This is a genomic window from Streptomyces sp. NRRL WC-3626 (genome assembly GCF_000718785.1).
Lineage (GTDB): Bacteria > Actinomycetota > Actinomycetes > Streptomycetales > Streptomycetaceae > Streptomyces > Streptomyces edwardsiae.
The window spans coordinates 181,205-194,514 of the sequence record NZ_JOCA01000030.1 but is presented as its reverse complement, the minus strand read 5'-3'; the positions used below and the strand labels follow the sequence as shown (position 1 = coordinate 194,514).

At 72.0% G+C, this 13,310-nt stretch carries 16 protein-coding genes and 1 pseudogene; 5 read left to right on the top strand and 12 right to left on the bottom strand.

The window, feature by feature from the left end; translation table 11 throughout:
* Nucleotides 1–20: 20 nt before the first annotated feature.
* The 3 genes and pseudogenes from IF28_RS36675 to IF28_RS0133495 form a co-directional block, all read right to left on the bottom strand.
* Nucleotides 21–1,432, bottom strand: a pseudogene (locus IF28_RS36675) (amidohydrolase).
* 70 nt (nucleotides 1,433–1,502) lie between these two features.
* Entirely contained in the window at nucleotides 1,503–2,537 is a 1,035-nt protein-coding gene (locus tag IF28_RS0133500) for a hypothetical protein (protein ID WP_030228533.1), read from the bottom strand.
* Nucleotides 2,534–2,956 (bottom strand): hypothetical protein, encoded by a 423-nt coding sequence (locus IF28_RS0133495; RefSeq protein WP_030228530.1) that lies wholly within the window; start codon nucleotides 2,954–2,956, stop codon nucleotides 2,534–2,536. The genes IF28_RS0133500 and IF28_RS0133495 overlap by 4 nt, the downstream gene beginning before the upstream one ends.
* A 285-nt stretch (nucleotides 2,957–3,241) precedes the next feature.
* On the opposite strand from IF28_RS0133495, the gene IF28_RS0133490 reads away from it, so the two are divergent.
* Together IF28_RS0133490 and IF28_RS0133485 are read left to right on the top strand one after the other, a co-directional pair.
* Nucleotides 3,242–3,655 (top strand): RidA family protein, encoded by a 414-nt coding sequence (locus IF28_RS0133490; RefSeq protein ID WP_030228527.1) that lies wholly within the window; start codon nucleotides 3,242–3,244, stop codon nucleotides 3,653–3,655.
* Nucleotides 3,655–4,119, top strand: a complete 465-nt coding sequence (locus tag IF28_RS0133485; protein WP_030228525.1) for a GNAT family N-acetyltransferase — start codon at nucleotides 3,655–3,657, stop codon at nucleotides 4,117–4,119. Before IF28_RS0133490 ends, IF28_RS0133485 begins: the two co-directional genes overlap by 1 nt.
* Nucleotides 4,120–4,122: 3 nt before the next feature.
* On the opposite strand, the gene IF28_RS0133480 is transcribed toward IF28_RS0133485, so the two are convergent.
* Nucleotides 4,123–5,256 carry a glutathione-independent formaldehyde dehydrogenase gene (locus tag IF28_RS0133480; RefSeq protein WP_030228522.1) on the bottom strand — a complete coding sequence of 378 codons (1,134 nt, stop codon included), beginning with the start codon at nucleotides 5,254–5,256 and terminating at the stop codon, nucleotides 4,123–4,125.
* 145 nt (nucleotides 5,257–5,401) lie between these two features.
* On the opposite strand from IF28_RS0133480, the gene IF28_RS0133475 reads away from it, so the two are divergent.
* Entirely contained in the window at nucleotides 5,402–5,593 is a 192-nt protein-coding gene (locus tag IF28_RS0133475; RefSeq protein WP_030228519.1) for a hypothetical protein, read from the top strand.
* Nucleotides 5,594–5,637: 44 nt separating this feature from the next.
* Here the strand turns inward: IF28_RS0133475 and glpK are convergent, their stop codons facing one another.
* From glpK to IF28_RS0133455, 4 genes are all read right to left on the bottom strand, one after another.
* Nucleotides 5,638–7,155 (bottom strand): glycerol kinase GlpK, encoded by a 1,518-nt coding sequence (gene glpK / locus IF28_RS0133470; RefSeq protein ID WP_030228517.1) that lies wholly within the window; start codon nucleotides 7,153–7,155, stop codon nucleotides 5,638–5,640.
* Nucleotides 7,156–7,173: 18 nt separating this feature from the next.
* Entirely contained in the window at nucleotides 7,174–8,010 is an 837-nt protein-coding gene (locus IF28_RS0133465) for an MIP/aquaporin family protein (protein WP_199809078.1), read from the bottom strand.
* A gap of 179 nt (nucleotides 8,011–8,189) precedes the next feature.
* Nucleotides 8,190–9,161, bottom strand: a complete 972-nt coding sequence (gene pip / locus IF28_RS0133460) for a prolyl aminopeptidase (RefSeq protein ID WP_030228512.1) — start codon at nucleotides 9,159–9,161, stop codon at nucleotides 8,190–8,192.
* 37 nt (nucleotides 9,162–9,198) lie between these two features.
* A complete protein-coding gene (locus IF28_RS0133455; protein WP_030228509.1) occupies nucleotides 9,199–9,915 on the bottom strand; it encodes a uracil-DNA glycosylase in 717 nt (238 codons plus the stop codon).
* Nucleotides 9,916–10,031: 116 nt separating this feature from the next.
* Between IF28_RS0133455 and IF28_RS0133450 the strand changes: the two genes are divergently transcribed.
* Nucleotides 10,032–10,619, top strand: a complete 588-nt coding sequence (locus IF28_RS0133450) for an RNA-binding S4 domain-containing protein (protein WP_030228505.1) — start codon at nucleotides 10,032–10,034, stop codon at nucleotides 10,617–10,619.
* Between the two features lie 15 nt (nucleotides 10,620–10,634).
* Here the strand turns inward: IF28_RS0133450 and IF28_RS0133445 are convergent, their stop codons facing one another.
* Both IF28_RS0133445 and IF28_RS0133440 read right to left on the bottom strand, forming a co-directional pair.
* Nucleotides 10,635–11,075 carry a DoxX family protein gene (locus IF28_RS0133445; protein ID WP_030228503.1) on the bottom strand — a complete coding sequence of 147 codons (441 nt, stop codon included), beginning with the start codon at nucleotides 11,073–11,075 and terminating at the stop codon, nucleotides 10,635–10,637.
* A 61-nt stretch (nucleotides 11,076–11,136) separates the two neighbouring features.
* A complete protein-coding gene (locus tag IF28_RS0133440) occupies nucleotides 11,137–11,835 on the bottom strand; it encodes a class I SAM-dependent methyltransferase (protein WP_106982197.1) in 699 nt (232 codons plus the stop codon).
* A 154-nt stretch (nucleotides 11,836–11,989) separates the two neighbouring features.
* Here IF28_RS0133440 and IF28_RS0133435 point away from each other — a divergent pair, with 154 nt between their 5' ends.
* Nucleotides 11,990–12,253: a DUF6343 family protein gene (locus IF28_RS0133435; protein WP_030228500.1), complete on the top strand. Its 264-nt coding sequence runs from the start codon at nucleotides 11,990–11,992 to the stop codon at nucleotides 12,251–12,253.
* Nucleotides 12,254–12,262: 9 nt separating this feature from the next.
* Here the strand turns inward: IF28_RS0133435 and IF28_RS0133430 are convergent, their stop codons facing one another.
* Entirely contained in the window at nucleotides 12,263–12,643 is a 381-nt protein-coding gene (locus tag IF28_RS0133430) for a tetratricopeptide repeat protein (RefSeq protein ID WP_030228498.1), read from the bottom strand.
* Between the two features lie 50 nt (nucleotides 12,644–12,693).
* Entirely contained in the window at nucleotides 12,694–13,308 is a 615-nt protein-coding gene (gene coaE / locus IF28_RS0133425) for a dephospho-CoA kinase (RefSeq protein WP_030228496.1), read from the bottom strand.
* Nucleotides 13,309–13,310 lie beyond the last annotated feature (2 nt).

Genomic DNA, 13,310 nt, shown 5'->3' with positions numbered 1-13,310 from the left:
CAGCCGATCGCACCAACCGGTCACTTTCGGTCCCGGCCTCCGTACCGACCGTGCGGTCGGAGGTCGTACTCCTGGATCCGCCGCCCGTGGCTCCGGTCGACCAGCGCGGGCAGTCGCTCACCCAGTTCCGCCACCACCCCGGGCACGTCGATGGTGAGCAGTTCCCGGTCCCGCATGAGGACCCGGCCGTCCACGATCGTGGTGCGGACGTCGGCGGCGCGGGCGCTGTGCACGAGGGTCGCGGCGAGGTCGTGGACCGGCTGGGTGTGCGGGCCGGTGAGGTCGACGAGGACGAGGTCGGCGCGGCGGCCCGGCGCGATACGGCCGACGCTGTCGCCGAGGCCGACCGCGCGGGCGCTCTGCAGGGTGGCGTGGTGCAGGGCCTGCCGGGAGGTCAGCCACCGGGGGTCGCCCTCGCTGGACTTCTGGATCAGGGAGGTCAGCGCCATCGCCTCCCACACGTCGAGGGAGTTGTTGGAGGCGGCACCGTCCGTGGCGAGTCCGACCGGGACGCCGATGTCGCGCAGGGCGCGTACGGGTGTGGTGTGCGGCCAGGCGAACCTGAGGTAGCCGCGCGGCGCGGTGGCCACCGCCGTACGGCCCTCGGCGCGTTCCAGCAGCGGCAGGTCGCCGTCGACGATGCCGGTGCCGTGGGCGATGAGCACGTCGGTGTCGAGGATGCCGGTGCGGTGCAGTACCTCGACGGGGGTGACGCCGTGCCGGGCGAGGCTCGCCTCGGTCTGGTCGCGGTTCTCGGCCGCGTGCAGATGCACCGGGATCCCGTGCTCGCGGGCCAGCCGGGCGGTGGCGGCGAGGTCGGGGTCGTCGACGGTGTAGGGGGCGTGCGGGGCGAGGGCGGTGGCGATGCGGCCCCCGGCGGTGCCCCGGCGGTGCCCCGGTGGCGCAGCGCGAACGCCAGCGACCGCTCCCGCCCCTCGGGCCCCTGCGAGGAGAAGTACGCCTCCCCGAGCAGCGCCCGCATCCCGCACTCGGCGACCACGGCGGCGACGGCGTCCATGGCGAAGTAGTGGTCGGCGAAGGTGGTGACGCCGCCCCGGATCATCTCGGCGCAGGCGAGCCGCGCGCCGAGTTCGACGTCGCGCCCGGTGAGGTTGGACTCGACCGGCCAGACGACGTCGTTGAACCACTCCTCGGTCGGCAGGTCCTCGGCGAGGCCGCGCAGGGCGACCATCGGGGAGTGTGTATGGCAGTTGATCAGTCCGGGCAGCGCGACCTGTCCCCGCGCGTCGATCCGCTCCCGGGCGGCCCGCCCCGCGACCGCGCCGGCGCCGGTCACCTCCGTCACGACCCCGTCGTGTACGACGACGGCGGCGTCCCGTGTGAACCCGATCCGTTCCCGGTCGTCATGGGTGAGGACGGCGCATCCGGTGATGACGAGGTCGGCCGGGCTCTCCGTGGCAGCGGGCGTCAGGCCGTCAACGTACGACGGAATCGTGGGCCGAGGGAGCCGAAGGCGACGCGGGGGCCACGGCCGGCCGCCGCTATCCCAGCGTGGCGGACACGATGGCCCGCCCCCATCCCCCACCGGGGCCCGGCCAGTCGAGGGGTGTGAAGAAGGAGGCGCCGAAGACGGCGATGGCCACGATGGACATGCAGCCGATGGCCGTCTCACTGGGGCTTCGCTCCGAGGCCCTGTTCATCAGATGGTTGGCCAGCAATGTCACCAGGAAGAGGGCCAGTACGCACGCAAGCGCACCGAGGAGGACGGTGACGGCGGTGAACGACGCCAGCTGCCAGGAACTCGCGTCGGTGGCGTAGGCCGCGCGAATGGCCGTGACGACGAGCATCGGAATCCAGGGCGGCAGCGCGGAGGCCACGGCCACCACGCCGATGCGTGGCCCGCGGGGCGGACCGGGCGCGTGCCATACGAAATACCTGCGCGGTTCGGGCAGGTCCCGCGTCTCGGCGGGCGTCCGCTCGGTCCACTCCCCCTGGACCACCCGTGGCGCGGTGTCCCCGTCGAAGTCCTCACCGAGTTGGCGCAGCTCGTCGCGCACCGCGCCGATTTCCGCCTCGGCGCGTTCGAGGAGATCGGAGAACGGCTCGCCGTCCCGCGACGGACCGGGACGCTCGGGGAGGGGGACGGTTTCCCGTTCCCCCTGTTCCGCCTCGTCCCGCCGCAGCGCGAGTTCCTCCTGCGCCCGGGCCAGCAGTGCCTCGGCCCGGCCGCGTTCGTCCTCGGCCTGCCGCATCGTCGACTGGGCGCGCAGGACGCGCAGTTCGGCGTCCTTGAGCTTCTCGGCGAACTCGGCCTGCGCCGCGGCACGCCCCTCCGCCCTGGCCCGCCGGACCTGCCCTTCCAACTCCCTGCAGTGCGCGGTCAGTTCGCCGACGGTGCGGGTCAGCACCTGGACCACGGCATCGGCCCGCCGGCGCGCCTCGTGGGCGGTCCGGCCGCGGGACTCGGCGATGTGGATATGGGTGACGTACTGGTCCGCACCGGACTGGTACACCTGGCCGCTGTCCGAGGCGCGTCCGATCGTCGTGGCGCGCTCGCCGTCGTCGGGTTCTCTCATCGTTCGGTGATGTGCTGGTCCCGGGCCGCCTGGTAGATCCGGGCGTCGCCCTCGGCCCGTGCCTCCATGCGTACGTCGCCCCGGATCTGCTGGCCGCCGTCCGCCCGCCGCTGCCACTCCTCCACCAGGCCGCGCAACTCGTCGGCGGCCTCCGGGTGTTCGCCCAGCAGGGCGGCGAACCGGCCGATCCACTGGCCCTCGAGCCGTCCGGCGGGGTCCTGGCCGTCCCCTTCACCCGCGTCGAGCGCCGCGCTGCGGGACGCTTCGAGCTCCCGCTCGACGTCCTCGGCGGCGCCCGGCCTGAACCGGCGCCAGACGGTCACCACTCCGTCCCGTGTCTGCTGCCACCCCTCGGCGACGAGCAGTCCGACCAGGGACGTACCGGCGGTGCCGGCCAGTGTGAGCAGAACGGGATCCATCGAAGCCCCCCAACTTCCCGACCCACCGGGAGGAGTGCGTTCTCCCGGCCGCGACGACGCTCCCACCGTAACCCAACCCTCGCCCCGTGCGACGCCGTTGGTCCACTGCCCCACCCGGTCGGCGAGCAGTTCCTCCACGGCGGTGACGGCGGCGGTGAGCGACCAGGGCGCGGCCCGCGGCCCGGAGGGCCGGCGGAGGCGAGGCGACCGAAATGGGGATGCGATGGTTCGCCGTGTCACACAGGATCGGGGGGTCGTCGTCCAGCCCAGCAGATCGGAGTCCTCGTGATCCGCCGCGTCACCGTCCCCACGCTCTTCCCGCCACCCCTCTACTCCCATGTCTCCGTGGTCGAGGCGGGCACCAGACTGGCCTTCCTCGCCGGTTCGGTGCCGCTGGACGCCGACGGGAAGCTGGTCGGCGAGGGGGATCCGGTGCGGCAGGCCCGGCGGGTGATCGCCAATCTGGAGGAGCAGCTGCGGGCGGTCGGCAGCGGTCTGGATCAGGTCGTCGCGACCGATGTGTACGTGGTGAGCGGTGAGACCGCTGTGCTGTCCGCCGTGTGGGACGTCGTCGAGGAGTCCGGGCTGAGCGCGGGCCCGCACTCGTCGACCCTGCTCGGTGTGGCGTGCCTCGGGTACACCGGGCAGCTGGTGGAGATCACGGCCACGGCGGTCGTACCGGACGGCGGGGACGCGTGATGAGCGGCGGTCGTACGAACGTGGGTGTGCGCCGGGCCCTGCCCTCCGACGCCGGGGCCGCCGCCGATGTCTGGCTGCGGTCGTTCGCCGCCGCGCTGCCGGGCGTGGTCCGGCCCCGGTCCGACGCCGAGGTCCGGGACCACTTCCGTCAGGTGCTCGTACCGCTGCGTGAGACCTGGGTGGCGGAGGCGCCCGATGCCGGTGTGGTGGGGGTGATGGTGCTGGAGGGCGAGGAACTGGATCAGCTGTACCTCGCCCCCGAGTGGCGCGGACGCGGGATCGGCGACCAGTTCGTCGCCCTGGCCAAGGAGCGCAGCCCCGGCGGGCTCGCGCTGTGGACCTTCCAGGTCAACACGCCCGCACACCGCTTCTACGAGCGGCACGGTTTCACGGCCGTACGGCGGACGGACGGCGCCGGGAACGAGGAGCGGGAGCCGGACGTCCGGTACGTGTGGCGGCCGTAGCGCCTACGGGTGGAGTACGACCTTGGTGTAGCCCTCGATCCGCTTGTCGAACTTGTCGTAGGCCGACGCCGCCTGGTCCAGGGGCAGTTCGTGGGAGACCACGAAGCTGGGCTCGGCCCTGCCCTCGATGATCATGTCGCGCAGCTGCCGGTTGTAGCGCTTCACGTTGCACTGGCCCGTGCCCACCCGCAGGCCCTTCTCGAAGAGCTTGCCGATCGCGACGAGCAGCATGCCCTGCTTGGACTGCTCGTCCGGGGCTCCGGGGTCGGAGGGGACGTAGAGACCGGGAACGCCGAGCGCTCCGGTGGCGCGGACCGTGTTGACCAGCGAGTTCAGGACCGTCGCGGGCTCCTCGCGGTCCGTGCCGCCCTTCGTCGCCTGGTAGCCGACGGCGTCGACGCCCTTGTCCGTGCCCACACCGTCGGTCATGTCCTTGATCTGCTCGACCGGGTCGCCCTCGGCGAAGTTGACGGGAACCGCGCCGATCTCCTCGGCCTTCTGCAGCCGCTCGGCGACCCGGTCCACGACGAACACCTTCTTGGCGCCGCGCAGCAGGGCCGAGTAGGCGGCCATGAGGCCGACCGGCCCCGCGCCGTACACGGCGACGCTTTCGCCGGGGCGGACCTGGGCGAGTTCACAGCCGTGGTAGCCGGTGGGGAAGATGTCGGCGAGCAGGACGAAGTCGGTCTCGTGCTCCTGTCCCTGCGGCAGCTTCAGGCAGTTGAAGTCGGCGTAGGGGACGCGCAGGTACTCGGCCTGGCCGCCCTTCCAGGGGCCCATGGCGACATAGCCGTACGCGCCGCCCGGGAAGCCGGGGTTGACGGTCAGGCAGTAACCGGTGAACCCCTCCGCGCAGTTGCGGCAGAATCCGCAGGCGACGTTGAAGGGCATGACCACACGGTCGCCCTTCTTCAGCGCGGTCACGCCCTGGCCGGTCTCCTCGATGATCCCCATGTTCTCGTGGCCGAAGACGATGCCGGGCTCGGCCGCGGTGCGCCCCTCGTACATATGCAGATCGGAGCCGCAGATCGCGGTGGAGGTGACCCGTACGATCACATCGTTCGGGTGCTTGATGGCGGGCTTCTCGACGTCTTCGACCGCGACACTGAACGGTCCCTTGTACACGACGGCCTTCATGGCGGCGACCTCCGCTCGACGGCACGGGTTCGGTGACTCATCTCTCATGGTTCCGCTGTCCACCCGCTCGGGCAAACCGGGTAATGTCCGGCCCCATCGGTCAAACAGGGCCGGACGGTGCACCGAGGGTGAGATGAGGCGGGACATGACAGCACAGAGACTGGGCACGCTGCTGGTTCCGGTGCCGGGCCTTTCCGGCACCGTGTACCCGCCGGGAACGACCGTGACGGTCCGTGGCCGGGGCGCGTCGGTCGACGCCTTCGTCAACGGCGACTGGCTCGCCCTGTCGTGGTGGGAGTTCTCCGACGGGCTGCGCGAGGACATCGCCGACCGCTGACGTACGCGGTCGGCGATGCCTCGGGATCGGGCTCGGGCCCGGGTTCAGGTGACCTTGACCCAGTCCAGGGTGCGTTCCACGGCGCGTTTCCAGTCCGTGTAGCCGGCCTGACGCTTCTCCTCGCTCCACTCGGGGTTCCAGCGTTTCGACTCCTGCCAGTGGGAGCGCAGCTCGTCGGTGTCGCGCCAGAAGCCGGTCGCGAGGCCGGCCGCGTAGGCGGCGCCCAGCGCGGTGGTCTCGGCGACCACGGGGCGGCTGACCGGGACGCCCAGCACATCGGCCTGGATCTGCATGCACAGGTCGTTCGCCGTCACACCGCCGTCGACCTTGAGCACGTCCAGGTGGACGCCGGAGTCCTGCTCCATCGCCTCGACCACGTCACGGCTCTGGTAGCAGATGGCCTCCAGGGTGGCCCGGGCGATGTGCGCGCCGGTGTTGTAGCGGGCGAGCCCGACCATGGCGCCCCGGGCGTCGGAGCGCCAGTAGGGGGCGAAGAGGCCGGAGAAGGCCGGGACGAAGAACATCCCGCCGTTGTCCTCGACCTGCCGGGCCAGCTGCTCGCTGTCGGGGGCACTCCCGATGATCTTCAGCTGGTCGCGCAGCCACTGCACGGCCGCGCCGGTGACCGCCATGGAGCCCTCCAGCGCGTACACCGCGGGGCTTCCCGCGAACTGGTACGCGACCGTCGTGAGCAGCCCGTGCTCCGAGCGTACGAGTTCCGTGCCGGTGTTGAGCACCAGGAAGTTGCCGGTGCCGTAGGTGTTCTTGGCCTCGCCGGGTGAGAAACAGACCTGGCCGACGGTCGCCGCGTGCTGGTCGCCGAGCACGCCGGTGATCGGGACGGCGGCGCTCAGCGGCCGGGAGGTGCGGGCGGTGCCGTACGCCTCCGGGTCGGACGAGGCGTGGATGGTGGGGAGCATCGCGCGGGGGATGCCGAAGATGCCGAGGAGCTCCTCGTCCCAGTCGAGGGTCTCGAGGTTCATCAGCATGGTGCGGCTGGCGTTGGTGACGTCGGTGGCGTGCACTCCGCCGTTGGGGCCGCCGGTGAGGTTCCACAGCACCCAGGCGTCGGTGTTGCCGAACAGGGCGTGCCCCGCTTCGGCGGCCTCGCGCAGTCCGTCCACGTTGTCCAGCAGCCACTTGATCTTGCCGCCGGAGAAGTAGGTGGCCGGCGGCAGGCCCGCCTTGCGGCGGATGACGTCGCCGTGGCCCTCGCGTTCGAGGGCGGCGGCGATGCTGTCGGTGCGGGTGTCCTGCCAGACGATGGCGTTGTGGTACGGGCGTCCGGTGCGCGGGTCCCAGACCACCGTCGTCTCGCGCTGGTTGGTGATACCGATGGCCTGGAGGTCCTCGGCCGTGAGTCCGCCGTCCCTCAGGGCGTTCTGGATCACGGTGTTGGTGCGCTCCCAGATCTCCACCGGGTCGTGCTCCACCCACCCCGACCTCGGGAGGATCTGCTGGTGTTCGAGCTGGTGCCGGGCCACCTCGTTCCCGGCGTGGTCGAAGATCATGAAGCGCGTGCTGGTGGTCCCCTGGTCCACGGCGCCGACGAATTCGGGCATCGCTGCCTCCTCCTGGTGTTACGAGGGCTCTTCCGTGGCCGGTCCTTCTTCGCTCGCTCCCATCCTGGCCTTGAGCACCGGGCTGATGAGCAGGTCGTAGACGACGGCCCCGAGGACACCGCCGATCAGCGGGCCGACGATGGGGATCCACCAGTAGCCGCTGAACCAGCCGAACGACCCGGGCAGGGCGATCGATCCCCAGCCTTCGAAGAAGGTGAACAGCCGGGGGCCGAAATCTCGCGCGGGGTTGATGGCGTATCCGGCGTTGGTGCCGAAGGTCAGACCGATGGCCACGACGACCAGGCCGATGATGTACGGATGGAGATTCGCCATCGGGGACGTGTTGCGGGTGTCGATGATCGCGCAGATCAGCAGGAGCAGGATTCCGGTGCCCACGATCTGGTCGAGCAGGGGTCCCCACCAGGAATCCCCGAAGTATTCGGCGGGGAACGTGGCGAAGATGGAATAGGTGCCCAGCGATTCGTCGCGCGGGATGCCCGCCTTGGCGTTCGACGCGTCGATGGCCCAGTGGTAGCAGGCGTAGACGAGCGCGGCCCCGACGAAGGCGCCCAGGACCTGGGCCAGCCAGTAGGGCAGGATCTTCCGCCAGGGGAAGTCCCCTCGTACGGCGAAGGCCAGGGTCACGGCGGGATTGAGGTGGGCGCCGCTGACACCGCCGGCCACATAGACGCCGAACACGACCGCGAGGCCCCAGCCCCACGAGATGATGAGCCAGTTGGCGGGCCCGAACTCCACCACCTGCCGGCCGGAACCCGGAAGTCCGACGACGGCCACGGCGACGGATCCGATACCCAGCAGAAGCAGGACGAAGGTGCCCAGGAATTCGGCGAGCATCTCACCGCCGACGCCTTCTTTGTAGCCGCGTCTTTTTTGCGTAATGCTTTGTGCCACCGGCCCTCCTCGGCTGAAATGGCGCGATCCGTCCCTCCCCTCACCGGAAGCGTATGTGGACCGTGCGGATCATTCCTGTCGAGGAACGGAATTCCCTCCCATGGAGCAAGGAGGTACGGCGTTCATCTCCCGTCGCGCGCGTACCGGTCCGTCGCCGCGATCAGCGCGTCGTCGCCGACGTCGCCCGCGTCGTGGCCGGCGTCGTCGACGACGGTCAACTCGCTGCCCGGCCAGGCGTGATGGAGGCGCCAGACGATGCCGAGGAGGTTGCCGAAGTCCAGGCTGCCCTGCACGAGGGTGCCGGGGATGCCTTCGAGGAGATGGGCGTCGCGCAGGACGACGCCGTCCCCGTTGTCCGCGCCGTCGCCGAGGAAGTGGTCGTTGCCCCAGTAGTGGGTGACGGTACGGGCGAAACCGAGCCGGAACTCCGGGTCCTGGAAGCGTGCGACCGAGTCCGGGGGCGCGGGGATGATCGCCGTCTCCCAGTCGGTCCAGGCCTTGGCGGCGCGTGCCCGGACCGCCGGGTCCGGTGACTCCAGCAGCCTGTTGTAGGCGGCCGCCAGGTTGCCGTCGCGCTCGTCGGCGGGTAGTCCGGCGAGGAAGAGCTCGTGGGCCTCCGGGAAGAGGGTGCCCAACCCCCTGGTGAGGAGGTCGACTTCACTGCCGGAGCCGGTCGCCACACCCGTCAGCACCAGTTCGGATACGACCCCGGGGTGGGTCTGCGCGTACCGCAGTCCGAGCGCCGATCCCCACGAGATGCCCCACACCAGCCAGCGATCGACACCGAGGTGGGTGCGCAGCAGTTCCAGGTCCGCCATGAGGTGGGCGGTCGTGTTGACGCTCATGTCGGTGGCGTGGCCGCTCGCGGGCGGTGTCGAGCGTCCGGCGCCGCGCTGGTCGAGCAGCACGATGCGGTAGGCGGCGGGGTCGAAGTAGCGCCGGAGGTTCGGCCCGGCGCTGGAGCCCGGCCCGCCGTGCAGCACCACCGCGGGTTTGCCGCGCGGGTTGCCGCTGGTCTCCCAGTACACGCGGTTGCCGTCCCCGACCTCGAGCATGCCGCGGTCGTACGGTTCGATCTCCGGATACCTGGCCATCGGGGCAGCCTACGGCCGTGGGCGGGGGCGGCTCATCTCATTTCCGGGCGGGCAGCCCCGCCGCCTCGGCCGCCATGCGCAGGACGTCGCGGAGCATGTCGGGGGTGAGGCGGCCGGTGAAGGTGTTGCGCTGGCTGACGTGGAAGCAGCCGACGAGGTGGAGGCCCGGGCCGTCGGCGGCGTCCAGGGTGACGCGGGCACCGTGCGCGAAGGCGGGGCGGGGCCGGGGGACGGTCCAGCCGGCCTCGGCGAACGCGGGCAGGGCGGCCTGCCAGCCGAAGGCCCCGAGAACGAGCGCGGCCCGCACCGTCGGCCGCAGCAGCCGCAGCTCGCGCACCAGCCAGGGCCGGCAGGTGTCCCGCTCCCCGGGAGTGGGCTTGTTGGCCGGCGGGGCGCAGTGCACGGGCGAGGTGACGCGCACGCCGTACAGTTCCAGACCGTCCCCGAGGTGGGTGGCGGTCGCCTGCGAGGCGAGGCCCACGTCGTACAGCGCCCGGTACAGCACGTCGCCGGAGCGGTCACCGGTGAACATCCGCCCGGTGCGGTTGCCCCCGTGGGCGGCGGGCGCCAGTCCCACGATCAGCAGCCGGGCGTCCGGCGGCCCGAACCCCGGCACCGGCCTGCCCCAGTACGTCCAGTCGGCGAACGCGGCCCGCTTGACCCGGGCGACCTCCTCCCGCCAGCCGACCAGCCGGGGACAGGCCCGGCACCCGGCGATGCGCTGATCGAGCCGCTCGAGTCCGCTGGGGTCCATGCTTCCACCGTAGGTCTCCGGGGCCCGGGGGTCAGGGGCACGGTGTCCGGGCGCGGGTGTCCACGCGCGGGAAAACCCGGCGCTGTCGGCCGGGCCGGGGCGCTAAGGTCGGAATCATGGCTTCTGAGAGTGCCGAGGACCCCGGGACCGCCGCCGCCGTGGCCGCCGCCGAAGCGGCTGGGCCGAGCAGCGGTGAGTCCGTGCGGATCGACAGCTGGATCTGGTCGGTGCGGCTGGTCAAGACGCGGTCGCTCGGCGCCGCCGCCTGCAAGGGCGGGCATGTCCGGGTGAACGGCGAGCGGGTGAAGCCCTCGCACTCCCTGCGCGTCGGTGACGAGGTACGGCTGCGGGCCGAGACGCGGGAGCGGATCGTCGTGGTCAAGCGGCTGATCCGCAAGCGGGTCGGTGCCCCGGTGGCCGTCCAGTGCTACATCGACAACTCCCCGCCGCCCCCGCCCCGCGATGCCGTCGCCCCGGCCGGTGTCCGGGACCGCGGCACGGGACGCCCGACGAAGCGTGACCGCCGGGAGATGGAGCGGCTGCGCGGCCCGGCGGGCCCCGGCGCCTTCGGCCCGCCCGCCGGCTTCGGCGGGCCGGGCGACCAGGACGCCCCGGCCGGTGGTACCGGCGGACGGGGCGGCCGCGGGGCGAGGCGCGGCCGTGACTCCCGCGGCGGGGCATCCGGCGGTGCGGCCCGGCCGTGACCGCCCGCGGAGCCTTCAGCCCTGACGGCGCAGGAGTCGCAGAAGGTCCGTGTTGTGGCCCCGGCGGGTCCAGGCGATGAGGGCGAGCGGAACGAGGAGGACGAGCGGGGTCGCCGCGTTCTCTCCCTCGAAGACCGTGACCTGGGTGATGAACGCGCCCACCATCAGGGCGGCCAGACCCGTCGCCGCCGCCGACTGCAGGATCGGCACCAGCAGGCCGATCGCCCCCGCGAGTTCCAGCACGCCGACGGCGTACATCCCCGTGCCGCCCCAGCCCATGGCGTCGAAGGTCTCGGCGGCCGAGGAGTGGGCGATCAGCTTGGGCACGGCGCTCGGGATCGCGAAGAACAGGGCGAGCAGCACCTGCAGTCCGCGCAGCGCGACCCGGGCGCGGCGGCCCCGGGAGGAGACGGCGGCGGACGCGGCGGTCACGGCGGGAGCGGTGGTCTCGGACATGGGGATCTCCTGTGGAAAGCGGTCCGTGATGCTGTCGCAGGGGTAGACCGCCCCGAGCCCGTCAACTCATCGCCGACCGCGAGGATTTCCGCACCGTCCTCACCCACGTCCTGTCGTCCGTCAGATACCGGTCCACCGTCAGGTCCGCTTCCGCCAGGGCCTCCTCGAACTGCTCCCTCGTCAGGGGGCGGGCACGGAAGGTCTGGGTCCAGGTCGCGTCCGGGAACAGGTACTCCGCGTGGACCGAGTCGACGCCGTCCCCGACCGGGTCCGCCGACACGATCCGTACGGTGAAGCCGGAGGGATCCACCCGCTCGCGCGGCAGATCGGTGTGGTAGTTCTCGCCCTCCCGCTGGATCAGCACGCACCCGCCCTCCGCCAGATGCCGCGCACAGGTGCGCAGCATGCCGCGCCGCACCTCGACGTCGCCCGCGTGCACCAGGAACGAGGCGAGCAGCACCACGTCGAACGTCTCGCCGACGTCCAGCCTCTCTATCGGGCCGCGTATCGTGCGCGCCTCGCGCACCCGCTCCAGCATCTCCGCGGACTCGTCCACCGCCGTGACGTCGAAGCCGCGCTCCAGCAGTGCGTGGGTCATCCGCCCGACGCCGCAGCCCAGCTCCAGGATCCGCGCGCCCGCCGGCACCGCGGCGGCGATGATGTCCGGCTCGTCCCCGACGGGCAGCCGCGAGTACAGCTCCACCGCGCAGCCGTCCGGGGTGATCGCCCCGGGGCCCGTCCCCTCGTACCCCTCACGCATTTTCAGTTCCATGCCCGTCCAACGGTTCGCGTCCGCACGCCCGTTCCCCTCTCGCACACGTTCACTCGACCGAGTGACACGGGGGCTGGTTCTGGGAACCCGGCAGGTGAGCGAACCGCGCGGACAGGCCTCGTGGACGGAAGTGGTGATCGTGATGCGTACGGGCAGTGAACCGACGACCGCGCGCAGTGCCCTGCGGATGCGGTTCTGGCTGAGCGTGTGGGGTGTGGTCTGGACGGTGGCCGGCACGGTGGCGTTCGCGCTCGCCGGGCACCCGGGCTGGGCGCTCGCCTGCGGACTGCTGTGGCTGGTCGTCACGGTCGACCTGGCCGTCGTCCTGCGCCACATCCGCCAGGGGCCGCACTACCAGCCGGGCCGCGACGTTCCGCCGTACGATCCGCCGCGGAGCCGCTCGTAGCACCGGGCGTCACGCGTCGAAGCGGGCCGCCTTCAGGTATTCCGGGTTCGGGTCCAGCGCGGCCGCGAGCCGGAAGTGGCGCTTGGCCGGGTGGGGGCGGCCCTGCCGCTGGTAGGTGCGGGCGAGCGCGAAGTGGGCGAAGGCGTTGTCCGGCTCGCGCTCCAGGACCAGGGAGAACTCCAGCTCGGCGGGACGCAGCTGGGCCGCCGCGAAGAACGCGCGCGCCCGCAGCAGCCGCGCGGCCGTGTTCTCGGGGTGGACGTCTATGACGCCGTCGAGCAGCTTCACCGCGCCCCTCGGGTCCTTGGAGGCGAGCAGGTGCTCGGCGGCACGGAAGTCGATGACATGCGTTTCCGGCGTACGTCCGGTCGAACCGCTGGTCTCGGGCACGGCGGAATCCTTCCCTCGCTGAACGGGTTCAACGCCCCGGCCGGCGCTCCCTATTCCGCGGAGGACCGCCGGGACGCCCGGTGCAGGAGTTCGGACCACACGTCCTCGACCCGTTGTTCCAGCTCGGCGAGGGGGACGTCGTTGTCGATGACGATGTCGGCGATCTCCCGGCGCCGCTCTCGGGTGGCCTGGGCGGCCATCCGCGCGCGGGCGTCCCCCTCGGACATGCCGCGCAGGCCGACGAGCCGGTCGAGCTGGGTCGCGGGGCTCGCGTCGACGACGATCACGAGGTCGTAGCGGGGGGCCAGGCCGTTCTCCGTGAGGAGGGGGACGTCGTGGACCACGACGGCGTCCTCGGCGGCGGCCTCCTCCAGCTCGCGGGAGCGGGCGCCGACCAGCGGGTGGACGATCGCGTTGAGGACGGCCAGTCGCTCCGGGTCGGCGAAGACGATGGAGCCCAGCCTGGGCCGGTCCAGGCGGCCGTCGGCGGTGAGGATCTCCGTGCCGAAGGCGTCCACGACGGCCGCGAGGCCGGGCGTGCCCGGTTCGACGACCTCGCGTGCGATCCGGTCCGCGTCGATCAGTACGGCCCCGCACGCGACAAGCAGCCGCGACACCTCGCTCTTGCCGGCACCGATCCCGCCGGTCAGGCCCACTTTCAGCATGG